The following is a 21,599-nucleotide window of genomic DNA, read 5'->3' as shown; positions in this document are numbered from 1 at the left end:
CCTGACCTCCCGCGGATCCGGGCTCAGCCGGCCGTGTCGGGCGTCACGATGTCGGGGAGCTCGGCCTCGAACAGCTCGTCGACCGTACGTGAGGGCCGCGGAGCGAGATGCTGTTCGCAGCCCACGGCATCACCGTCGCACGCGTCCTGACCGACATCGGAGCCTGCAACACATCGAAGCCGTTCACCCAGAACCTCACCTCAGCCGCCATCGCCCGGAAGAAGATCCGGCCCAACCGTCCGCAGACCAACGGCAAGGCCGAACGCTTCAACCGCACCCTCCTCGACGAGTGGGCCTACCTGGGGCCCTCCACCTCGAACACCGAGCGGACCGAAGCCCTGACAGACTTCCTCCACACCTGCAGCCACGACCTCTGCCACACCGCACTCGACGGACACCCGCCCATCAACCGCGTCAACAACGTTGCAGGTCAATACGCCTAGGCGGGGGCGGCGGGCTCCTCGTAGGTGATCTGGTGCGGGGCGGCGATCCGGTTCAGCGCCGTGGCGTCGAGGCGGCTCCGGCGGCCGGCTCCGGACACGTGCTCGGACAGGTCCTCCAGGTAGCACTCCCAGCCGCCGGGCGAGGAAATCTGGAGGACACGGGGCGGCGGGGTGCTCACGGGACGCAGGGCGTGCGGGACGCCGTGCGGCAGCAGGACGAACTGGCCGGCCGTCACCGTGTGGTCCGTGTCGCCGAGTTCCACGCCGAGGGACCCTGACAGCACGTAGATGCACTCGTCGGCCACGTGGTGGACGTGGCGCGGGATCTCCCGGGCGACGACCACCTCCATGAAGGAGAAACGGCCCTCAGTGTCCTCCGTCCTCGCCTTCACGGTCGTCGCAGGGGGCAGCGGTACGCGAGTGGGTCGGGAAGCGCCGGGGTCGAGCAGGATGAATCGGTCTTCGGACATGAGTATCCTTCCCTCAACGACTGCGGAATCGGAATCCGATTCCGTTTAAAGGTGAGCAGAGGAAACAGCGGCATGTCAAGACCCTCCCGGACCGACGCGGAGCGAAATCGCCTGCGCGTGCTGAACGTTGCGCACGAACTGTTCGCCGAGCGCGGCGACGAGGTACAGATGGCGGAGGTCGCCCGGGCCGCCGGGGTCGGCGTCGGAACCGTCTACCGGCACTTCCCGACCCGACAGGCCCTCGTCGGGGCCGTCGCCGAGCAGCGATTCGCGAAGGTCCTCTCGTTCCTGGAGGAGGAATGTCCGGCGCGGCCCGACGCGTGCGGGGCGGTGGAGGCGCTTCTGACGCGCGTGGGCGAGATGCACGAGGAGGGGCGCGCGGTCTCGGGCGTGATCGAGGCGTCGTTCGGCGGCATGGCCCCGCGGGGCGAGGTCGGTGAGGCACTGCTCGCGATGGGTGCGCGGCTGGTCGAGCGGGGGCGATCGGACGGCACGCTGCGCGCCGACGTGACCGTCGCGGACCTGTATATGAGCGTGGGTGCCGTAGCGATGCTCAGCCACAATGAGATCGGAGACTGGCGCCGGTTCGCGGAGATCGCCCTGGACGGTCTGCGACGGCCCCACCGCGCGCTGGCACACCGGCAGTGACCGGTGGGACTGAACGCCGAGCGGGCGCCGCGGGCCCTGGGCGTCGACGAGTTCGCGTTCCGCAGAGGCCGCACCAACGGGACCATCCTCGTCGACGTCGAGACCGGCCGCGTGGTGGACGTGCTCCCGGACCGCACCTCGGAGACCTACTCCGCCTGGCTGCGCGAACACCTCGGCGCGGAGATCATCTGCCGGGACCGCGCCGGCGCCTACACCCGGGCGATCGAGGTGGTGGACAGGTGGCACCCGCTCCAGAACCTCTCGGCCTCGCCACCTCCCGTCGAGCGCACCCGCACCGCTACGCGGACGTCCACCGGGTGCTGGACCGGAAGTGGACGATCAGCGCCATCGCCCGCCACCTCGACCTGGACCGCAAGACCGTACGCCGCTCCAAGACCACGCCGCCGGACGAACTCCTCGCCTCCACGAAGGACTTCGGCATCCACAAGGCCAGGCTCCTGCAACCGTTCAAGCCCTACCTGAACAGCCGGCAGCGTCCAGGAAGTCGAGAAGCCGCTCGACGTCAGGATCGCCTGCCTGGACATCGCCCGGGCCCATGACCTGGCGCGATGCTTCCGCGTATGGCCGGGCCTCGTTCCGGCTCCTGAGGATCGCATCCATACCCGGACCTGAGCGGGTTCGCCCTTCGACCAGCCGTCAGGCCTGGCAGCTGATCTGCCGAGACAGCCCCTCGAAGAACTCCTGAAGACCGGATGCAGCAAGGTCGAACTGATCGAGCCACGAGGCGGTGGTCGACCTCCAGATCCGCCCGGAGCCGGCCAGTGCGAACAGATGGCCGCCCCCGTCGCTGGCGAATACCAGAGCAGGCTCTTCCCCGTCGATCTGGACGGCCCCGTACTCGCGGAAGTGGTCCGCGACCAGCGGGGCCGGGTGGACGAAGTAGCCGTTCTCCACATCGGGCAAGGAGACCTCGTCGATCACCCAGTACATCGTGGTCAGATCCGAGGGAATCGGCGTCAGCTCCACGAGCGCGTCGGTGGCCTGATGGCTCTCCTCCGAAGCGAGCACGACCACGTTACTGCCCGGCTCGAAGCCAAACCGCGCCTGGAACGACGCCATCAGCTTCGCGAGCGCCGCATCCGCCTGCACGCACCAGCCGCGAAGCCACTCGGCATCAAGCCGATCGTCAGCCACGGTCAGTCTCTTTCGTCTCCGCCGCGACCCGCCCACGCGAGTCCGGAAGAACCTACAGGAGCGTTCACGCAGATCCGGTCAGAGCCTTGAACCCACCCGGCGCGCGCAGGTTCCCCGGATCTGCTCACCTTGATTCCCCGTTCATGGCGTTCTGACCTGCGGACGGTGCCAGGCCGACGAACGGGATTCGCGGACCTGCTGAGACGCGACCACCACAGAGTGAGGGTCTCGCGCAGACGCGTGAGGATGATGCGGCCCTGCCGGTGAGTACCCGTACTCATGCCGGAGCGCGACCCGCGGTCCACCGTGGAGATCACCAACGGACCGACCCGAGGAAACAACCGATGCCGACTGCGTCCCGCCCCCGCCGTGTTTCGCGCCTGCGCCGACTTCTTGCGCTTGCTTCGGGCAACTGGCTCGCCCGGGGCTATCTGGCGGTATTCGCCGTTTCCTTCACGGTCATGTTCCTCTTCCCGGAGAGCGCCTTCGCCGGGAGCCCTCTGCTGCTGACGGCGCCCCTCTCCTTCCTGTGCATGTTCCTCCCTCTCGACCCCGGCGCCGGGGTCGAGGGGGCGGCCGACGTGACGGCGGTCGCGGTCTTCGCCGTATGGCTCCTCCTGTGCGCCCTGGTGAACGCTGCCGTGCTCGGCGCACTCGCCACGAGGGCCGTGACCGCCACACCGACCGGCGCACGTGAGCCCCTCCCGAACGCCGCGGACCCGGCCGAGCAGAAGAGAAGGGACATGACCGGCCCTGCGCGCCCCCGCCCGCAGGGGGTTCGGGCCTTGCTGGCGCCCGCGGTGGACAACTGGCTCGCGCGTGGATACCTCGCCGTGGTCGCGGTGGCGCTGGGGTTCTTCCTGTGCGCCGCGTTCGTACTGCCGGACCCCGGGTTCGCCGGGATCTGGCCGCTCATGGCCACGGCGCCGTTCAGCATCCTCGCGATGGCGGTGTCGGCGCCCGTTGAGTACTACTCCTCGATCGCCTGGCTGAGCCCGTTGATCTTCTCCATCGGGGTGGCCCTGTCCGGGCTGTTCAACGCCGTGCTGCTCGGCCTGCTCGCACGCAGGCTGCGGTCGCGGGATCCGCGCCCGGCCGTCTGAGGCAAGCGCCGGATCAGCCGACCGGGCCCAAGGCGTACCGACCGAGCAGTACAGAATGGCACTGCCTCTCTACCGCTCCGGGGTGCCGTCCTCACCATCAATCTCGTAGATCCGCTCTTGAAGCCGTTCACCGGCCCACTCCAGCCCGACGCCCAGGTCAAACCAGTGCCGATCCTTCCGCGTTGCGGGCCGTGAGAGGTTCACCGCCGCCCAGGAGAACACTCCCACGAGGACGGAACGCCCGTGCTGTTTTGTCCGCACGGACAACGCAAACGGCGCGGCGAGTGCCGCGCGGGTCACCAGGATGACCTGTTCATCCTCAGAACGTGGACGCCCACCCGTGAGAAACCGAGGCGCTTCAAGGATCTTCACCCACTCGACCACCGCGTCTGCCACCTGGGCGCGCAGGGACTCCTCGATGCCTTCCCGGACGGCCATCGCGGGATCGTCGCCAAGCCAGCCAAGCCAGTGATCAGGATCGGTGAGCTTGCTGAAGTCGTCCTGTGGCACCCCGTGACGGGGATTCTGCTGGTACTCACCTGTCAGTTTCCCGCTGCCATCCACCACCCACGCGCCGCGGATGGCCTCGGGAGGTACGTAGCCGTTCGGGTCGTCGACATACCTCGGGTTGATCTCGGCGACGCTGCCACCGGGATTCTCAGCAGCAGCGGCCAGTAGCGCCGGCTCGTTCGGTACGCCCCTACGTCGGCTTCGTGAACCAAAAAGCCCCACGTTCCCACCCCCACCCTTGCCCGCCTCGTCGACCCCGATTGTGCCGCAGCGGTCAGGACCGCATGAGGAGGGTGTTGCGGCGACGGGTGGGTGGGGGCCTCAGCGAGCAGGTGTGGAGAGTTCCTGAGCACCGGGTGGGCCCTGGTCCGCGCCGCGGACGGATGCGACTTCGCCCGCCTGGTCTGGAAGGTCCGCGACCAGTGCCGTCTCGGGCTCGTCACGAAGATCCGGGTCACCGGACCGTGGCAGCACCACAGATATGGCACCCGCACGGTCCGGTTCGCCCTGCATGGCCGCGGCGGATACGACTGGAACATGACGCCGCGGTCCGAGGACGGCAGGGCGTTCTTCCCGGCTGTCGCCGAGGCTATGGGGGTGGTGGCGCTCCCCGCCGAGCACCACCGGTGCGAGCACGTGCAGGCAAGGAACCCCGACTCTCCCTGTCGGCGCAGCGGCTCGATCCTCCTCCGCATGGAGCTCTCCGCCGAAAATGCACCTCAGCCCCTGTTGGGCCCAACGGACCCAACAGGGGCTGAAAGGCTGCCTCCAGCGTCATGAGCCCGCAGGCGGGGTCAGATGAGGCCCGCGGCGGCGTTGTCGTCCCAGCCGTCCTCGCGCTGCATGGAGCCGAGCATCGAGCGGGAGTGCCGGGCCCAGCCGCCCTGATCGGCAAGGCTAATGGAGTCGCGGCCCGTGCGGCGGCGAAGGAGGCCAAGCCGATGCGCAGGGAATGCCCGGTCCAGGCGCTCGGGACCCCGGCGCAGGCGGAGATGCGCTTGATGGCACGAGTGAGGAAGTCGGGGCCCATGCCGCCGGTGACGTGGCCCCAGCGGTCGATGCTGACGAAGGCGGGCGCCAGTGGGTCGGCCCACCGCTCGCCGTGTCCCGTGCTGCTCGCGGACCAGGGCCTCGAACTCCTCGCGGTGGTCCATCAGCCACGCCACGTAGAACAGGCCCTGCGACAGGACACCCGGGTCGGTCGCCCGCGCGTGCGGGCGGCGGACGGCGGGTTCGCCGTCGTACACGCAGGCCAGGATGCCCTTGCGTTCCCGGTTGGATTTCCCCCGCCGGCCAACAGGGTGCGGAAGGTGCGGCGGGAGCGTTGTGCGGCGCTGGCGGTCGCCTCGCGCAGATGCCCGAGCGCATCACGTCTTCTGAGCCGGGTGGCACGCCGCAGCCGAGCGTAGGCTACTCGACGTCCGTCACCAGTTGCGCGCGGACCGTCTCGAAGAGTTCTTGTTGTTTGGCGAGGTGATCGCCGGTCGCCGTCGTGTCGACGAGGAGCTGGTAGACGCGGCCCGCGTCACCCGCCACGAAGACCTCAACACGTTTGCGGGCGGTGGTCTGGCCCTGCCAGTGGTAGTCGAGCTCCAGCCAGACCGCATCCTTCCCGCCCTGCCGGGTGGTGTGGGTCGTGGCGCGAAGATCAGCCATGGAGGACTCGGCTTCCTTGCGGTACCAGGCGAGCTGGCCGTCGGCCGCAGCCTGGGCGGTCGGGCCGTATGAGGTATCGCGCTTCACGACGATCTCGTACGTGCCGCCGCGCGAGGCCCAGAAGCTCTGGATCGCGGTCTTCTTGGTTCGCGTCCATCCGTGTGGAACGGCGAACACCGCTGTAAGCTCAGCGTCCCTAACCCGGTGCCACCCCTGAGGGAGGGCAGGAAGGGAAGGGCCAGGCAGGCTGAAGGAGCCTCAGCGGTGGCGGTCGGGGTCGGGGAATCGGAGCCGGTGCGCGGGCGCGCCGTCGAGGCGCCGTGGAAGGACGGCACCCCGAAGATGCCGAGCAAGATGCCGACCACCGCCGCTATCGCCGAGATCAGGGCAGCAATCTCACCCAGCCGCCGTGTGGGAGCGCCCCCTTGCCCCGGATCCACCGCCACTCGATCCCCCTTGCCATCACCACGGTTGGCTCCGTTGTCATTGAACGGGATTGCAGCGCTGCTGCAAAGACCGGTCGACGCGCCGGCCGGACTGGAGCGCGAACCCACTCCACCGGCTTCACGTCCCGACCCACCGTAGTGGCGGACGTTCGCTCGGGGGAGCGCCCCCATCTCCTTCGTCAAGCGGTCGTGATGACGACGGGCATGACGGATGGGGATCAGCGCTTGGAACGTGAGAGCCGCCAGGACTGGACGCAGCTGCACTTCGCAGCGGATGAGCAGGATGCCGCAGCTGTCGCCTCTCTCCTGGCGGCGGGTGTGGAGGTGGACGCGCCCGAAGGGCAGGGCAATACGCCCTTGTGGCGTGCCGTGTTCACGTACCGAGGCGATGGCGCGGTGTTGTCGCTGCTGGTCAAGGCCGGTGCCGATCCAGACAGGGACAACTTTCACGGTGTGAGCCCCCGGCGTCTTGCCGGCCGGCGTATCGGTTCAGATGTCGCGGAGCATCTCGGGGAGCTTCCTTCCTCGTAGTGCAATTTCTGCAGGTCAGGATGGCTTGGCGGGCTGGGGTTCGTAGAAGGTTCCACCGCGGAGCATCGCGAAGAGGACGTCGGCCCGGCGTCTGGCGAGGCAGAGCCGGGCCTGGGTGTGGTGCTTGCCCTGGGCGATCTTCTTGTCACTTCCTGCCGGGATGGCCCAACCCGGCAGAGGCAGACCGCCGTCAATCTCAGACCATTGCTCCAGACTCAGCATGCGCCGCTCATCGCCGGATCGACCGGGCCCGGGCCCTGGTGCGTCGAAATGCCAGTTCGAATCTGGTCCGCCGAGCTCGATCGTCGGTGGTCCCAAGGCAGGACGCGACGCAATGACGCATGACCCGGGTCCTCAAGTGTGCCGGCGTGTGATGTGAGCGGCATCGACAGGGTCCGGGGGCAGGCTACGCCTCCGGACCCGCTCCTTTCCTGGATCAGGCGGCCCGGATCAGGCGGCCCCGATCAGGCGGCCTGGGCCGTGGGCATGAGGGTGACCTGCTGGAGGTTGGCCCGCGGCGGGAGGCTCGCGACGAAGCCGACGGTCCGCGCGACGTCCTCGGGCGTGAGCCACTCCATGGTCCCCTTCGATTCCTCCAGCCAGGCCAGGGCGCCCTCGTCGGTGACGTGGCTCTGCAGTTCCGTCCCGACGATGCCCGGCTCGACGGCCGACACCCGGACGTTCTTCGCACCCAGTTCGGCCCGCAGGTGCCGGGAGAGGTGGGTGACGTACGCCTTGGTCGCGGAGTAGACGGCGAAGTTCGGGAAGATGTTCTGTGCCGCGATCGACGAGGTGTTGATCAGGTCCGCGACACCACGGGAGGCGGCCGCCTCGACCAGCTGCGGGGTGAACGCGCCGATCACGTGCATCAGGCCGGTGATGTTGAGGTCGATCTGCCGCTGCCACTGCTCGGTGGCCAGCTCCTCGACGGGTGCCGGCAGCATGACCCCCGCATTGTTGAACAGCAGGTCGGCGCCGCCGAGTTCGGACGCGACCCGCTCCGCGGCCGCCCGCACGGCCGTCCGGTCGGTCACGTCGGCCGTTAGCGCCAGGGCCACACCGCCGTCCTTCTCGATACGGGCGACGAGCTCCAGCAGGCGGTCCTCCCGCCGGGCCAGGACGGCAACGCGGGCGCCGAGACCGGCAAGGTGCTCCGCCGTGGCCCCGCCGATGCCGCTGGAGGCGCCGGTGACCACCGCGACGCGGCCGGACAGGGGACGGACGGAGGTGTGCGTGCTCATGGGAGATGCCTTTCGAAGCGGGGTGGAGGGATGCGGGGCTGCGGTCCTCGCCGTCGGCCCCTGAACAAGAACACCACCCCGGGACCCCGCGTATGAGGTCGGAATGAGCCCTGACCAGGCAGGTATCCCCGAGGCAGGTACCGGCAGTACTACCCGGGGGCGGGGTGGGGCCCGCGCGCCCACGTCACACTGGGGAGATGAATGACCGTGGTCGCGAGCTCGCCGATTTCCTGCGCACCCGCCGTGCCCGGGTGACCCCCGACCAGGCGGGGCTGCCCGAGGACGGTCGCGCACGCCGCGTGCCCGGCCTGCGCCGTGACGAGGTCGCCAGGCTCGCCGGGGTCAGTACGGAGTACTACACCCGCCTCGAACAGGGCCGGGCGCAGAATCCCTCCCCCGAAGTCGTCGAGTCCCTCACCGGCGCACTGCGGTTGGACCCCTCCGAGCGAGAGCACCTCACGGATCTGCTGGCCAGGCCCGCACCGTCCCGCCGTGCCCCGGCCGCACCCCAGCGTGTGCGGCCCGGACTGCATCTGATGCTGCAGACGCTCGACCACGTGCCCGCGTTCATCCTGGGCAGGCGCACCGACGTCCTGGCGTCCAACCGTCTGGCCCGCGAGGTCCTCACCGACTTCGAGGCCCTCCCGGCGCCGCACCGCAATCTCGCCCGCTACTACCTCCTCGACCCCGAGGCCCGCGCACGTGTGGGCGACTGGGAGCGCGTGGCCGCCGAAACCGTCGCCATCCTCCGCCTGGAAGCCGGACGCAGCACGCACGACCGGCGGCTCGCCGACCTGGTCGGCGAACTCACGGTGAAGTCCGCGGAGTTCGCCACGTGGTGGAACGACCACCGGGTGCTGCGACGGACGCACGGCGCCAAGCACTACCACCACCCGGTCGCCGGAGAGCTCCACTTCTCCTACGAGTCCTTCCAGGTCCCCGGCGACACCGAGCAGACCCTGTGCGTGTACAACGTCGAGCCCGGCTCCCCCACCGCCGAATCGCTCCGGCTCCTCGCCGACTGGACCACTCCCCAGCCGGCGGATACTTCGCATCTGCAAACCCGATGATCGATCGTGCGCCTCCCACTGCGCCGGGCGCGCCTCTTTCCGGTGTTACAGCGCTGTGCGCTCGCTGGATGAAGTGAATCCAGGTGCGTGTGTGTTGGTCCGCTTATGTCACCGGGCACCTTCCCCTCGGCGGTTCTCACCGTGAGAGGGACACGCAATGACGAGCCACACGACCGAAGTCGATCTGGAGAACCTTCTCCGTCAGGCGCTGCACGCCATGGGCACGGATGCGCGCTGGGCGGTCGAGGCGGACGAGATGTGGTGCAAGGTCGCGCCCACGTCCCGGACGCGGCGCACGCAGGGGTGGAAGCTGCACGTCTCGGCCACGTCCGCCTCCGCGCCCGCGGTCCTCAGCAGGGCGCTGCGCGTGCTGCTGAGGGAGCAGTCGGGGTTCAAGTTCGCCCGTTCGCTCGAGCAGGTCGGTGCGCTCAACTCGCGGGCGACGCCGCGGGGCAGCTCGGGCAAGTTCATCACCGTCTATCCGCGCTCCGACGCCGAGGCGGCCGGGCTCGCCCAGGAGCTGCACGCGGCCACGGCGGGGCTGGCCGGACCGCGGATCCTGTCCGACCAGCCCTATGCCGTGCGCAGCCTGGTGCACTACCGGTACGGGTCCTTCGTCGGACGGCGGCGGCTGTCGGAGGACGGTCTGCTGGTGTGGTTCATCGAGGACCCCGACGGCAACCCCGTGGAGGACAAGCGCACCGGGCGCTACTCCCCGCCGTCCTGGGCCGTCTGTCCGTTCCCCGCCACGGTGCCGGTGGCGCCGCGCGGCGGGGATGCGACGAGTCGGCCGGTGGTGCTCGGCGGGCGCTTCGCGGTACGGGAGGCGATCCGGCAGACGAACAAGGGCGGCGTGTACCGGGGCAGCGATGCCCGTACGGGTGCGGGCGTGGTGATCAAGGAGGCCCGGCCGCACGTGGAGGGCGATGCCTCCGGCGGCGACGTCCGGGACTGGCTCCGCGGCGAGGCCCGGATCCTGGAGAGGCTCGCGGGTACGGGGCTGGCTCCGGAAGCGGTGGCGTTGTTCGAGCACGGCGGTCACCTGTTCCTGGCCCAGGACGAGGTGCCGGGCGTGACGCTGCGCACCTGGGTGGCGGAGCACTTCCGCGACGTGGGTGGCGAGCAGTACCGCGCCGACGCGCCGGCACAGGTCGCGCGCCTGGTGGACCTGGTGGCCGCGGCGCACGCCCGCGGTCTGGTCCTGCGGGACTTCACGCCGGCCAATGTGATGGTCCGCCCGGACGGTGAACTGAGGCTGATCGATCTGGAGCTCGCGGTCCACGAGGACGAGGCCGCTCTGCCGAGCCGTGTGGGGACGCCCGGTTTCAGTGCGCCCGAGCGCCTGGCCGACGCGCCCGTCCACCCTTCGGCCGACTATTACAGCCTCGGCGCCACCGCGTGCTTCGTCCTGGCCGGGAAGGTCCCGAACCTCCTGTCCGAGGAGCCCGCCGGTACGCCGGCCGAGGAGCGGCTCGCCGCATGGCTCACGGCCTGTACCCGGCCGCTTCGGCTGCCGGACGGTGTGGTGGACATGATCCTTGGGCTGATGCGGGACGATCCCGCCGAGCGGTGGGATCCGGCCAGGGCACGCGAGGCGCTGCGGCAGCCGGATGGGGATGCGCGGCCCCGGAGCATGGCCGAGCCCTCCGTACGGACCGTGTCTTCCTCCGTCGCCGCGGTGGACGACGTGGTGGCCGGGCTCGTGGAGCACCTCGTCGAGTCGATGACTCCGGGAGACGACCGACTGTGGCCCGTGTCCACGCAGGCCGGGGAGAGCGCCCCCTGCACCGTGCAGCAGGGCGCGGCCGGTGTCCTGGCCGTCCTGACGAGGTACTTCGAGGTCACCGGCGATCCGCGCCTGCCGGCGCTGCTCTCCACGGCGGGGCACTGGATCGCGGACCGCACCGACATCCGGTCCCCGCGCCCCGGTCTCCACTTCGGCGGCCTCGGCACCGCCTGGGCGCTGTACGACGCCGGACGCGCCGTCGACGACCGGCGGCTCGTCGACCATGCCGTGGAACTGGCCCTGGCACCCCCGCTGGTGACGCCGCATCACGACATCACGCACGGCACGGCGGGCAGCGGGCTCGCCGCCCTCCACCTGTGGCAGCGCACCGGGGACACGCGTTTCGCCGACCTCGCCGTCGACGCGGCCGACCGGCTGACCGCCGCCGTCCAGCGCGAGCCGTCCGGAGTGGGCTGGGCGGTCCCCGCGGAGGCGGATTCCCCGGAGGGCGGCAAACGCTACCTCGGCTTCGCCCACGGGACGTCCGGCATCGGGTGCTTCCTCCTCGCCGCCGCGGACCTCTCGAAGCGGCCCGAGCACAGGGAACTGGCCCTGGAGGTCGGCGAGTTCCTCGTCGCCGACGCCGTTCGCACGGGTGAAGCCGCACAGTGGCCCGCCCAGTCCGGTGACGTGCCCACGGCCGCGTACTGGTGCCACGGCGCGGCGGGCATCGGCACCTTCCTCGTCCGGCTGTGGCAGGCCACCGGGGACGACAGGTTCGGCGACCTCGCCCGCGGCGGCGCGCACGCCGTCGTGGAACGCGCCTCCCGCTCCGCGCTCACCCAGTGCCACGGCATCGCGGGCAACGGCGACTTCCTCCTCGACCTGGCCGAGGCCACGGGAGACGCCGTCCACCGGGACATGGCCGGGGAACTGGCCGGCCTCCTCCTGGCCGAGCGGGCCCATCGCCGGGGCCATGTGGTCTTCCCCAACGAGTACGGGGACGTGTCGACCAGCTGGAGCGACGGTTCCGCCGGGATCCTCGCCTTCCTCCTGCGGCTCCGTCACGCCGGCCCCCGGCACTGGATGGTCGCTCGGCAGGGCTGAGCGGCCGGAAGTGCCCCCCGCAGACTCCCGGCGCCGGATGGTCCGGATACCGGGTCGAGCGGCAGAAGAGTGCTGCCGCCACCTCACAGAAGAAGGAGAATCCCATGGAGAACCAGGACCTCGAACTGCTGGCCCGCCTCCACGCCCTTCCGGAGACCGACCCGGTGGGCGCCGACGGCGCGGCGTTCGCCGCGACGTGCGAGTGCATCGGCCTGCTGACGCTCCTCAACACGGTCTGCATCGGCATCAGCTGCGCCTAGGTCTGGCACACCATCCGGCCGGCGGCTGTCCCGGGCAGCCGCCGGCCGGAATCACGACCGGAACGCGGGGCCGGCCACGCCTCCCTGATGGCCGGCCGACCCGTAGACGAGGACGGCACTCCATGCAACGACACGCCGGTGAAGACGATCTCGCCCCGGCAGCCCTCAGGACGGCCGCCCTCGCGCGTACGCCTGCCCCGGACGACCCGCCCGAGCCCGTGTGCGCCATCAGCACGCGCGGTCTGGTCAAGAGCTATCCGGGACCGGAGGGCACGACCACCCACGCCGTGAGCGGCCTGGACCTGGACGTGCGGCAAGGCGAGGCGTTCGCCTTCCTCGGCCCCAACGGCGCGGGGAAGTCCACCACCATCGCCCTGCTGTGCGCGCTGGCCCGCCCCACCTCCGGTCGGGCCACGGTGGCAGGCGCCGACGTCCTCACCCAGCCCCATCTCGTACGGCGGCGCGTCGGGATGCTCTTCCAGCACAGCGCGGTGGACCCGGATCTGACGGCCGAGCAGAACCTCCACATCCACGCACGGCTCTACGGCCTGCCCCGCCGTGACGCCCGCCTGCGCACCGCCGAGGTCCTGGAGACGGCCGGCCTCGCCGACCGGCGCCGCTCCCCCGTTCGGACACTGTCCGGCGGCATGCGGCGCCGCCTTGAGATCGCCCGCCAGCTGCTGCACGCACCCGGTGTGCTGTTCCTCGACGAGCCGACCACCGGGCTCGACCCCCACGCCAGGGCCGAGGTCTGGGAGCATCTGCGTGCGCTGCGCGAACGGCACGGCAGCACCCTCTTCGTCACCACCCACTATCTGGAGGAGGCGGAGAACTGCGACCGGCTCGCCATCATCGACCGTGGACGGCTGGTGGCCCAGGGCACGCCCCTCGCGCTCAAGGCGGGGATCGGGGACGACCTGGTCGTGCTGCGTACCGACGACGACGTCGCGGCCGAGGGGGTCGTACGACGCCTGGCGCCGCCGGACCGCGCCGTCGGCGTCGACACGGACGGCGTCTCCCTGCGGCTGCCGGGCGGCAGCGCCTGGATTCCCCGCCTGTGCGCGGCGCTCGAGGCGCTCGGCATCGCGGTGAACGCCGCCTCGGCGACCCCGCCGACACTCGACGACGTGTTCTTCCACCACACCGGGCGCAGCATCGGCGCCGCACAGCCCGTCCGGGCGGCCGCGGCCGCGACGCGGACCGGAGGCGGCCGATGACCGCGCTCCCCTGGACGTCGGCGGAGGCCGCCGACGGCGGACGGGCCACCCGGCTGCGGCGCGAACTGCGTGCCGTCCACGCCCTGGTCCACCGCGATCTGCTGCGCCTCGCCGGTCAGCGCACCCACACGGCGATGATGCTGATCCACCCCGTGCTCTACCTCCTGATCCTCGGAGGCGGGCTTGCCGCCCTCATCCCCCAGTCGTCCCTGGGCGTCGGCTACCGGGCCTATCTCTTCCCCGGCATGCTGATGATGACCGTGCAGGCGCCCGCCGTCATGGTCGGCATCCGGCTGATCACCGACCGGCAGAGCGGCTACCTGCGCGAGCTCCTGATGGCCCCGGTCCACCGCTCCACCCTGCTCCTGGGCAGCTGCGCCGGCGGCACCCTGACGGCCACCGTGCAGGGCGCGGTCCTGCTCGGTCTCGCCGGCGTGGCGGGGCTGCCCTACGACCCGCTCCTCCTGGTCCTGCTGCTCGCCGGGATGGTCCTGGCGTCCTTCGCCATCACGGCCCTGGCCCTGGCCCTGGCGGTGACCCTGCGCAGGCCCGAGACGTTCCACACGCTGATGGGTCTGGTGATGATGCCGCTGCTGTTCCTCTCCGGCGCCTTCTTCCCGCTCACGGCCCTGCCCGCCTGGACCCGCCTCCTGTCCGACGTCAACCCCCTGGCGTACGCGGTCGACCTGCTCCGCCGCACCGTCGCCCTGCGGGTGCCGGACCAGGCGGCCGCCGCCGGTATCGAATGGGCCGGCCGGCAGCCGCCCCTGCCGCTCGAAGCGGGCCTCCTCCTGACCGGCGGCGCACTCGCCCTGCTGTGGGCGGCACACCGTTTCAGCCGCCCCGAGTGACGGCCCTCCCGCGTCCCCTCCGGGAGCCGTGACCGATTGTCAGTGGTGGGTGAGACGGTGGGAACACCAGACGGAAAGAGGGGGAAACTGTCGTGTCCGGAGCTCAGAACTACATCAACCACGTCGCCCTTGTCCTGGACGCCAGTTCGTCCATGTCGCACCTCAGCCGCAAGGTCGTGGAGGTCGCGGACCAGCAGATCGCCTATCTCGCCCGCCGCTCGGGAGAGCTCGACCAGGAGACCCGCGTCACGGTGTACGTGTTCGCCGACAAGGTGGAGTGCGTCATCTACGACAAGGACGTGCTGCGGATGCCCTCGCTGAAGCAGCTGTACCGGGCCGGTGGCATGACGGCCCTCCTCGCGGCCTCGCTGAAGTCGCAGCGGGAGCTGGCGCAGACCGCCCAGCTGTACGGTGACCACAGCTTCCTGACGTTCGTCCTGACCGACGGCCAGGAGAACGCCAGTCACCGCTGCCCCGACGCCCCTTCCGGCAAGCCGCGCGACCTGGTGCAGGCCGTGGCCGAGATGATCGCGGCCCAGGAGGACAACTGGACCCTCGCGGTCCTCGTGCCGGACCAGATGGGCAAGCGCGAGGCGATGAACTGCGGCTTCCCGAAGGAGAACATCGCGATCTGGGACGCCACGAGCACCCAGGGCCTGGAGGAGGCCGGTGAGGTCATCCGCGAGGCGACCGAGAAGTTCATGGTGGGCCGCACCAAGGGCATCCGTGGATCGCGGGCGGTGTTCTCCTCGGGCGCGGAAGCGGTCAACAAGGACACGATCAAGGCGGCCGGGCTCACGCCGGTGAACCCGTCGGAGTACCAGCTGCTCCCGGTCTCCCGTGACGTGGCGATCCGGGAGTGGGTCGTCGAGTCCGGGCACACGTACCGGACGGGCTGCGCCTTCTACCAGCTGAGCAAGCCGGAGAAGATCCAGGCGCGGAAGCAGATCGCGGTCCTGGAGAAGAAGTCGGACCGGGTGTACACGGGGCCCCAGGCCCGGGCCCTGCTCGGCCTGCCGGACGTGGAGACGCGGGTCAGGCCCGACCAGAACGACGAGTTCACCATCTTCGTGCAGAGCACCAGCGTCAACCGGAAGCTCGTCTCCCAGACGCGGCTGCTCCTCATGAACTGACGTGTCGTCCGGCGTCGAGGCTCGCCGCGGGACCGGTGACACGGCGGTCGCACACCGTCACGCCGCCCTGCTGCCCGACCGCTCGGCCGCTCGGCCGCCGGAGCGCGTACCGGTCGTCGCTTCCGTACCCTGGGGCGCATGCGCATGCGCCCCACCTTGAGCTGGACGCCGGACGAGGACCTGCCCCCGGGTACGACGGACCTGGGGCCGGTCGCCGACGCGCTGGGGGCCGGCGGTGTGCTGGTGCTCAGCGGCGCCGGGATCTCCACGGAGTCCGGCATCCCCGATTACCGGGGCGAGGGCGGAAGCCTCAGCCGGCACACCCCGATGACCTTCCAGGACTTCACCGGCAGCGCGCAGGCCCGGCGGCGGTACTGGGCGCGCAGCCATCTCGGCTGGCGCACCTTCGGTCGCGCCCTGCCCAACGCCGGGCACCAGGCCGTCGCCGCCTTCGCGCGGCACGGCCTGCTCTCGGGCGTGATCACCCAGAACGTCGACGGTCTGCACCAGGCCGCCGGCAGCGGAGGGGTCGTGGAGCTGCACGGCAGCCTGGCGCGGGTCGTCTGCCTGTCCTGCGGCACGTACAGTCCGCGCCGGGAGCTCGCGGCCCGCCTTGAGGAGGCCAACGCGGGTTTCGAGCCGGTGGCGGCCGGGATCAACCCGGACGGTGACGCCGACCTCACCGACGAGCAGGTCGGCGACTTCCGTGTGGTGCCGTGCGCGAACTGCGGCGGCGTCCTCAAGCCCGATGTCGTGTTCTTCGGCGAAGCCGTCCCGGCCCAGCGCGTCGAGCGCTGCCGCGCCCTGGTCCGCGAGGCGGCCTCGCTGCTGGTGCTCGGCTCCTCGCTCACGGTGATGTCGGGACTCCGGTTCGTCCGCCAGGCGGCCGGGGCCGGGACCCCGGTCCTGATCATCAACCGGGACCCGACCCGCGGCGACCGCCACGCCCTCTCCCGTATCGCCCTCCCCCTCGGAGCGGCCCTGACCAGCCTCACCGAACGGCTCGGCATCCCCGCCGACATCCCGACCGGAGCTCGGACAGGGCGCGACTGAGGTAACGGTGCCGTGTCGGTCACCGGTGCTGAGGCCAGTGCACGAGAAACGTCACGGCCGCGGATCCGGCGGCGCCCGCGGCACCGATCGCAGAAGGTCTGCTCCCGCACCTTCCGGAGGAAGGGGGCCCCGGGCGCAGAGTGACCCGTGCCCTAACGTGGGGGCATGCCCACGACGACGCCACGGGTCGCGCTGCACCCGCTCACACACTCCGACGAGGACGAGTTCTGCACGCTCGTACGGGCCAGCTCCGCGCTGCACCGTCCGTGGATGCAACTGCCCGCGAGCGCGGCGGAGTTCCAGGAGTGGATGCACCGCTTCGACGACGGCAGCAATCTGGGCTTCCTGATACGCGTGCGGGAGACCGGCGAGGCCGCCGGCATGGTCAACATCAACTCGGTCATCCGGGGCCGGTACCAGGGCGCGTCCCTCGGCTACGCGGCCTTCGCCCCGTCCGCCGGGTCCGGCTACATGACCGAGGGGCTCGCCCTGACCCTGCGGTACGCCTTCACCGAACTGCGGCTCCACCGTCTGGAGGCCTGCATCCAGCCGGGGAACAAGCCGTCCCTGGCCCTGGTCCAGCGGCTCGGCTTCCGCTTCGAGGGGGTCTCCCCCGCCTATCTCTACATCGACGGGGACTGGCGCGACCACGAGCGCTGGGCCGTCAACGCCCCACAGCCCTGGACACCCGATCCGTCCCTCCCCGAGGTCTGAGCCGAGGGCGCCCTGGCATCACCCGGCGAGGAACTCCCGGACCCCCCTGAGGCGAGTGGCAAGGCGGCACCGGCTCGCACGGCCGTCGAGGACGATACGGAGGCCGCCGGGCAGGTCGGTCTCGGCGCGGCGGCCGGTCGCGAGGCGTGACGCGTCGAGGCCGTCCCGCCGCGCGATGAGCGTGCCGAGTTCATGCCGGGTGACGGCCTCCGGGCCCGCCAGGTGGAAGACGCCGCTCGCGTCGGACCGGGTGAGTTCCCAGAGCGCGGCGGCCAGGTCCCGTACGTGGACGGGGCAGCGGACGTCGTCGGTGAACAGGGCTCCACGACGCGTGCCCGCCACCAGGTCGCGGACCCTGCGTTCGTGCTCGGACCGGCCGTCGCCGACGATCAGCGAGGTCCGTGCGACGACCGCGTCCGCGCACAGCAGCCGTACGGCGGTCTCCGCCGTCGCCTTCGCCGCCCCGTACGGGCTGACCGGGTCCGGCTCGCAGGTCTCGTCGTACGGGTCGGAGCGGCCCGCGAACACGGCGTCGGTGGAGACGTGCACCAGCCGGATGCCACGTTCGGCCGCGATCCGGGCCAGCCGGACGCCGCCCTCGGCGGTGATCGCCCAGTCGGCCCCGCCGCTGCTCGCGTTGATCACGGCGCGGGGGTCCGTCGCGTCCAGGAGTTCCCGCAGCCGGGCGGGATCACGCAGGTCCAGGCGATGCCACGGCACCCCGGGTGCCTCACCCGGGCGTGTGTGGAAGGTGGCGGCCGTGTCCCGGCCCGCCGCTCGCCCCTGGCGTACGAGTTCGGTGCCGAGATGTCCGCTGCCGCCGACGATCAGTACCGTCATGCCGCATCACGCTAAGCCCACGGCACGGCGAGCGGTACGGACTTCCGGCCGATGTCACCCCTCAGGGGCCTTCCTCGGGATGTGCCGGACCCCGGCCAGGTCAGCGGTTTAGTGTACGGGCTTACCCATGCCGTCCGCCGCGGTCACACGAGGAGGATCCCGTGCCATCGCCCTGCGACCCCCACTACGCCCCCGCCGGTGATGTGAGTGCGGCGATGATGCTGGTCGACCCCCGCCTCAAAGCCATCTACGACGGCAGAACCGAGATCGATCCCGAACGGCGCAGACTGGACGAACAGTTCACCGCCTCCCTCGGACCCACGGGGGCCCAGGACCTGCTGGACGGCGTGTGCACGATCATCTTCATGTACATGAAGTGGCTGCGGTCGGCCTGCGAGGAGCACGACAAGGACGTGGTCGAGTACGTCGTGCCCAACCTGGTGACCACGACGCTCCGGATGACGAACAGCATCCGGCCCGGCGCCGTCCCCACCATGGCCGGCCTGGCCATCGCGGCGGGCACCGGCCTCAGCCCGAGCCTGTGGCGTCAGCAGTACGGGGAGTGGACCCGGGACGAGATGAACGCCCTGGAGGCCACCGCGTTCCTCCTGGCGGAGGTCATCAACCGGATCACCGACGACGAGGACTTCGCCACCCGCCTGGTCACCGACGCCCTGACGAGCGCGGACCGGCAGTGACACCGCGGTCGATCCGGCCGGCGCGGACCCGGTACCGGCCCTCGGCCGTCCTCACGTACGGTCGGCCATGAAGGCCGTCACGTCCCGCAGTACGCGCTCCGGGGCCTCCCAGTACGGGACATGGCCCACGCCCTCGTAGACCAGGAGGCGGGAGTCGGGGATCGTGTCGAGGATCGTCTGCTGGTCCTCGCGGGTCAGGACGGGGTCCTGGTCGCCCCAGACGACCAGGGTGGGCACCAGGATCCCCGAGAGGGTGGCCCGGAGGTCGGTCTCCAGGAGTCCGCGCAGGGACTCGCGCCAGACGTGGGCCGGGGCCTTGAGGTTCTCGTCGGCGACGGTCTTCAGGAAGCCGCGTGCCACGGGGGTCGCGGTCAGGCCGTCGCCGAGGTCCGTGGCCAGTGCGGGATCCACGGGGTCCCGCAACTCCCGTGCGGTCTCCCAGAACGCGGCGACCTGCGGCTTGTCGGCGAGTGTGGCCGGCACGCCGAGCAGGACGAGGCCGGCCACGCGGTCCGGTCGCCGTCCCGCGACGATGCGGGCCTGCACCCCGCCGCTCGATCCGCCGACCAGCACGGCCCGCTCGATGCCCACGCTGTCCAGGAACGCGACCAGGTCCTCGGCGAAGTCCTCCGGCAGGTAGCCGTCGGGCGGCTTGTCGGCGTCGCCGTGGCCCCGCTGGGTGGGGGCGTACGCGTGCAGGCCGGGAGGCAGGCTGCGCAGCAGCGGCTCGAACGTCCACCAGGAGTCCAGATAGCCGTGCACCAGGACGAGCGGTATGCCCCCTGGACTGCCGGCCTCCGCGTACGGGAGCGTCGGGCGCCCCTCCCCCAGGACGGCGCTGTGCACGGCGACGGTGGCCATCGGCGGCCCTCCTCACCTCTCCTTCCTCCAGGATAGGAAGGAGAGGTGAGGGGGGACAGTCGGGGGCTCCCGCCGCGCGCCTTCGGATCAGCCGCCGTGCCCCTGCGGCGCCGCGCTTCTGGCTGCCGCCCCGTCGCGGACGTGGCGGCGCAGGCTGTCGAGGGTCACGTCCTCGAGGCTGTCCGCGAAGATCCGGCCGGGGCCCTGCGGCACCGGCAGGAGGGAGGGGACGACGAGGACGGCGCAGCCGGCGGCGTCGGCCGAGGCCGCTCCGTCCGGGGAGTCCTCGACGGCCACGCACGCCTCCGCGGGGACGCCGAGCCGCTGGGCGGCCGCGCGGTACGGGTCGGGGTGCGGCTTGGTCCGTACGGTGTCGTCGGCGGACAGCGTGAGCGCGAAGGGGACGTGCGCGAGCGCGCCGCCGACGACCGAGTCGACCACGGACCGGGGCGAGGCGCTGACCAGCGCGAACGGCAGGCCGGCCCGGTGCAGTTCGGCGAGGAGGCGGTCCGCTCCCGGGCGCATCGGGGCGCCCTCGTCGACGCGCTTCTGGAAGGCGGTGGTCAGTGCGGTCGCGACACCGTCCGGGTCGCTCGCGCCGGTGGTGCGTACGAGGTGGGCGGCGGTGTCCTCGACGGCGCGTCCGACGACCTCGGGCGCGTCGGTCTCGGTGAGCCGGTGTCCGAGCCCGGCGGCGATCTCCTCCACGACCTGCCACCACAGGACTTCGGTGTCGACGAGGGTGCCGTCCATGTCGAAGAGGACGGCGGCGAGTCCGCTCACTTCTCCGTCCTCGGGACGACGAGGGCGGGGTGCGGGGCGATGCCGACGGCGGCGCGGGTGCCCGGGGTGAGGTCGCCGGCGTCGCGGGACGGGAGGTCGGCCTTGACCGTCGTACCGCGGTGGTCGAGGTGGACGCGGGTGACGGAGCCGAAGAAGGACGTGGAGACGATCACGGCCTCGCCTTCGGTGTCGGCGGTCACGGTGATGTTCTCGGGGCGGACGAGCACCTCGACGTCGCGGGCGTCGGGGACGTCTCCGTCGACGGGGAGGCGGCTGCCGGCGGCCTCGACGAGTCCGGAGTCGGTGAGCCGGCCCGGGAGGCGGTTCATGGTGCCGACGAACTCGGCGACGAAGGCGGTCGCGGGCCTGCGGTACAGCTCGGCCGGGGCGGCGCACTGCTCCAGCTTCCCGGCGTTGAGGACGGCGACGCGGTCCGCCATGGACAGCGCCTCCTCCTGGTCGTGGGTGACGAACACGGTGGTGATGCCGAGGGAGAGCTGGAGCCGTCGGATCTCCTCGCGGAGGCTGAGCCGGACCTTGGCGTCGAGCGCGGACAGCGGCTCGTCCAGGAGCAGGACGCGGGGCCGGAGCGCGAGGGCGCGGGCGAGGGCGACGCGCTGCTGCTGGCCGCCGGACATCTGGTGCGGGTAGCGGTCGCCGTGCTCGGGCAGGCCGACGAGGTCGAGGAGTTCGGCGGCGCGGGCGTGGCGCTCGGCCGTCTTGGCCTTGCGGACGCGGAGGCCGAAGGCGACGTTGTCGCGGGCGGTGAGGTTGGGGAAGAGGCTGTACGACTGGAAGACCATGCCGGCGTCGCGGCGGTTGGCCGGGACGTGGGTGATGTCCGCCCCGTCGACGAGGACCTCGCCGGAGTCGGGGCGTTCGAAGCCGGCCAGGACCCGCAGGGCGGTGGTCTTGCCGCAGCCCGACGGGCCGAGGAGCGCGAGGAGTTCGCCGGGTTCGACGGTCAGGTCGAGTCCGTCGAGGGCGGTGGTGGTGCCGAACGCGCGGCGCAGGCCGCGGAATTCGACGCGGGCCCCGGTGGCGGCGGTGGACTCCGTCCGTTCCGCTGTGGCAGAGGTCATG

Annotated in this window: 23 protein-coding genes and 3 pseudogenes; 15 read left to right on the top strand and 11 right to left on the bottom strand. The window is 71.3% G+C overall.

Annotated features, from left to right (window positions below):
* Positions 1-98: 98 nt before the first annotated feature.
* A pseudogene (locus tag ACZ7HT_RS26630) lies at positions 99-443 on the top strand (integrase core domain-containing protein); the annotation flags it as partial.
* Here ACZ7HT_RS26630 and ACZ7HT_RS26625 read toward each other — a convergent pair.
* Positions 440-913, bottom strand: coding sequence for a cupin domain-containing protein (locus tag ACZ7HT_RS26625; RefSeq protein WP_471170594.1), 474 nt, complete (start codon positions 911-913; stop codon positions 440-442). The pseudogene ACZ7HT_RS26630 and the gene ACZ7HT_RS26625 sit on opposite strands and share 4 nt — an antisense overlap.
* Before the next feature lie 72 nt (positions 914-985).
* On the opposite strand from ACZ7HT_RS26625, the gene ACZ7HT_RS26620 reads away from it, so the two are divergent.
* From ACZ7HT_RS26620 to ACZ7HT_RS26610, 3 genes and pseudogenes are all read left to right on the top strand, one after another.
* A complete protein-coding gene (locus tag ACZ7HT_RS26620) occupies positions 986-1,561 on the top strand; it encodes a TetR/AcrR family transcriptional regulator (protein ID WP_471170592.1) in 576 nt (191 codons plus the stop codon).
* A 3-nt stretch (positions 1,562-1,564) separates the two neighbouring features.
* A pseudogene (locus ACZ7HT_RS26615) lies at positions 1,565-1,777 on the top strand (transposase); the annotation flags it as partial.
* Positions 1,778-1,800: 23 nt separating this feature from the next.
* Complete coding sequence (locus tag ACZ7HT_RS26610; RefSeq protein ID WP_471170654.1) at positions 1,801-2,121, top strand: hypothetical protein; 321 nt, start codon at positions 1,801-1,803, stop codon at positions 2,119-2,121.
* Positions 2,122-2,218: 97 nt separating this feature from the next.
* Here ACZ7HT_RS26610 and ACZ7HT_RS26605 read toward each other — a convergent pair whose 3' ends face one another.
* Positions 2,219-2,716, bottom strand: a complete 498-nt coding sequence (locus ACZ7HT_RS26605; RefSeq protein ID WP_471170591.1) for a hypothetical protein — start codon at positions 2,714-2,716, stop codon at positions 2,219-2,221.
* Between the two features lie 344 nt (positions 2,717-3,060).
* Here ACZ7HT_RS26605 and ACZ7HT_RS26600 point away from each other — a divergent pair, with 344 nt between their 5' ends.
* Complete coding sequence (locus ACZ7HT_RS26600) at positions 3,061-3,819, top strand: SCO4225 family membrane protein (RefSeq protein WP_471170590.1); 759 nt, start codon at positions 3,061-3,063, stop codon at positions 3,817-3,819.
* A gap of 69 nt (positions 3,820-3,888) precedes the next feature.
* On the opposite strand, the gene ACZ7HT_RS26595 is transcribed toward ACZ7HT_RS26600, so the two are convergent.
* The 3 genes from ACZ7HT_RS26595 to ACZ7HT_RS26585 all read right to left on the bottom strand — a co-directional run bounded on the left by ACZ7HT_RS26595 (position 3,889) and on the right by ACZ7HT_RS26585 (position 6,162).
* A complete protein-coding gene (locus tag ACZ7HT_RS26595; RefSeq protein ID WP_471170588.1) occupies positions 3,889-4,551 on the bottom strand; it encodes a hypothetical protein in 663 nt (220 codons plus the stop codon).
* A 572-nt stretch (positions 4,552-5,123) separates the two neighbouring features.
* Positions 5,124-5,576 carry a hypothetical protein gene (locus ACZ7HT_RS26590; RefSeq protein ID WP_471170587.1) on the bottom strand — a complete coding sequence of 151 codons (453 nt, stop codon included), beginning with the start codon at positions 5,574-5,576 and terminating at the stop codon, positions 5,124-5,126.
* Between the two features lie 163 nt (positions 5,577-5,739).
* Entirely contained in the window at positions 5,740-6,162 is a 423-nt protein-coding gene (locus tag ACZ7HT_RS26585; RefSeq protein ID WP_471170586.1) for a hypothetical protein, read from the bottom strand.
* Between the two features lie 494 nt (positions 6,163-6,656).
* Here ACZ7HT_RS26585 and ACZ7HT_RS26580 point away from each other — a divergent pair, with 494 nt between their 5' ends.
* A complete protein-coding gene (locus ACZ7HT_RS26580; protein ID WP_471170584.1) occupies positions 6,657-6,962 on the top strand; it encodes an ankyrin repeat domain-containing protein in 306 nt (101 codons plus the stop codon).
* A 15-nt stretch (positions 6,963-6,977) separates the two neighbouring features.
* On the opposite strand, the pseudogene ACZ7HT_RS26575 reads toward ACZ7HT_RS26580, so the two are convergent.
* Positions 6,978-7,109, bottom strand: a pseudogene (locus ACZ7HT_RS26575) (IS110 family transposase); the annotation flags it as partial.
* A 317-nt stretch (positions 7,110-7,426) separates the two neighbouring features.
* The gene (locus ACZ7HT_RS26570) at positions 7,427-8,203 is read right to left on the bottom strand and encodes an SDR family oxidoreductase (RefSeq protein WP_471170582.1); all 777 of its coding nucleotides are present in this window, start codon (positions 8,201-8,203) and stop codon (positions 7,427-7,429) included.
* Between the two features lie 197 nt (positions 8,204-8,400).
* On the opposite strand from ACZ7HT_RS26570, the gene ACZ7HT_RS26565 reads away from it, so the two are divergent.
* The 8 genes from ACZ7HT_RS26565 to ACZ7HT_RS26530 all read left to right on the top strand — a co-directional run bounded on the left by ACZ7HT_RS26565 (position 8,401) and on the right by ACZ7HT_RS26530 (position 17,334).
* On the top strand, positions 8,401-9,273 hold the full coding sequence (locus tag ACZ7HT_RS26565; protein WP_471170581.1) for a helix-turn-helix transcriptional regulator: 873 nt from the start codon (positions 8,401-8,403) through the stop codon (positions 9,271-9,273).
* A gap of 157 nt (positions 9,274-9,430) precedes the next feature.
* On the top strand, positions 9,431-12,106 hold the full coding sequence (lanL, locus tag ACZ7HT_RS26560) for a class IV lanthionine synthetase LanL (protein WP_471170580.1): 2,676 nt from the start codon (positions 9,431-9,433) through the stop codon (positions 12,104-12,106).
* A gap of 104 nt (positions 12,107-12,210) precedes the next feature.
* Positions 12,211-12,366 (top strand): VenA family class IV lanthipeptide, encoded by a 156-nt coding sequence (locus ACZ7HT_RS26555; protein ID WP_181924742.1) that lies wholly within the window; start codon positions 12,211-12,213, stop codon positions 12,364-12,366.
* Positions 12,367-12,488: 122 nt separating this feature from the next.
* Complete coding sequence (locus tag ACZ7HT_RS26550; RefSeq protein WP_471170578.1) at positions 12,489-13,583, top strand: ABC transporter ATP-binding protein; 1,095 nt, start codon at positions 12,489-12,491, stop codon at positions 13,581-13,583.
* Complete coding sequence (locus ACZ7HT_RS26545) at positions 13,580-14,434, top strand: ABC transporter permease (protein WP_471170576.1); 855 nt, start codon at positions 13,580-13,582, stop codon at positions 14,432-14,434. Before ACZ7HT_RS26550 ends, ACZ7HT_RS26545 begins: the two co-directional genes overlap by 4 nt.
* A gap of 92 nt (positions 14,435-14,526) precedes the next feature.
* Positions 14,527-15,567: a vWA domain-containing protein gene (locus ACZ7HT_RS26540; RefSeq protein WP_471170574.1), complete on the top strand. Its 1,041-nt coding sequence runs from the start codon at positions 14,527-14,529 to the stop codon at positions 15,565-15,567.
* 138 nt (positions 15,568-15,705) lie between these two features.
* Positions 15,706-16,620 carry an NAD-dependent protein deacetylase gene (locus tag ACZ7HT_RS26535; RefSeq protein ID WP_471170572.1) on the top strand — a complete coding sequence of 305 codons (915 nt, stop codon included), beginning with the start codon at positions 15,706-15,708 and terminating at the stop codon, positions 16,618-16,620.
* A 165-nt stretch (positions 16,621-16,785) separates the two neighbouring features.
* Positions 16,786-17,334, top strand: a complete 549-nt coding sequence (locus ACZ7HT_RS26530) for a GNAT family N-acetyltransferase (protein WP_471170570.1) — start codon at positions 16,786-16,788, stop codon at positions 17,332-17,334.
* Positions 17,335-17,352: 18 nt separating this feature from the next.
* On the opposite strand, the gene ACZ7HT_RS26525 is transcribed toward ACZ7HT_RS26530, so the two are convergent.
* Positions 17,353-18,174 carry an SDR family oxidoreductase gene (locus ACZ7HT_RS26525; protein ID WP_471170569.1) on the bottom strand — a complete coding sequence of 274 codons (822 nt, stop codon included), beginning with the start codon at positions 18,172-18,174 and terminating at the stop codon, positions 17,353-17,355.
* Between the two features lie 161 nt (positions 18,175-18,335).
* Here ACZ7HT_RS26525 and ACZ7HT_RS26520 point away from each other — a divergent pair, with 161 nt between their 5' ends.
* Positions 18,336-18,872 carry a hypothetical protein gene (locus ACZ7HT_RS26520; RefSeq protein WP_471170567.1) on the top strand — a complete coding sequence of 179 codons (537 nt, stop codon included), beginning with the start codon at positions 18,336-18,338 and terminating at the stop codon, positions 18,870-18,872.
* 51 nt (positions 18,873-18,923) lie between these two features.
* Here ACZ7HT_RS26520 and ACZ7HT_RS26515 read toward each other — a convergent pair whose 3' ends face one another.
* The 3 genes from ACZ7HT_RS26515 to ACZ7HT_RS26505 all read right to left on the bottom strand — a co-directional run bounded on the left by ACZ7HT_RS26515 (position 18,924) and on the right by ACZ7HT_RS26505 (position 21,598).
* On the bottom strand, positions 18,924-19,733 hold the full coding sequence (locus ACZ7HT_RS26515) for an alpha/beta fold hydrolase (RefSeq protein WP_471170566.1): 810 nt from the start codon (positions 19,731-19,733) through the stop codon (positions 18,924-18,926).
* A gap of 87 nt (positions 19,734-19,820) precedes the next feature.
* Positions 19,821-20,516: an HAD family hydrolase gene (locus ACZ7HT_RS26510; RefSeq protein ID WP_471170565.1), complete on the bottom strand. Its 696-nt coding sequence runs from the start codon at positions 20,514-20,516 to the stop codon at positions 19,821-19,823.
* A complete protein-coding gene (locus ACZ7HT_RS26505) occupies positions 20,513-21,598 on the bottom strand; it encodes an ABC transporter ATP-binding protein (protein ID WP_471170564.1) in 1,086 nt (361 codons plus the stop codon). The genes ACZ7HT_RS26510 and ACZ7HT_RS26505 overlap by 4 nt, the downstream gene beginning before the upstream one ends.
* Between the last annotated feature and the right edge of the window lies 1 nt (position 21,599).

This window comes from Streptomyces sp. NPDC037410, from assembly GCF_055602235.1.
The sequence above is the reverse complement of the archived record's forward strand: the minus strand, read 5'-3'. Positions and strand labels throughout refer to the sequence as shown.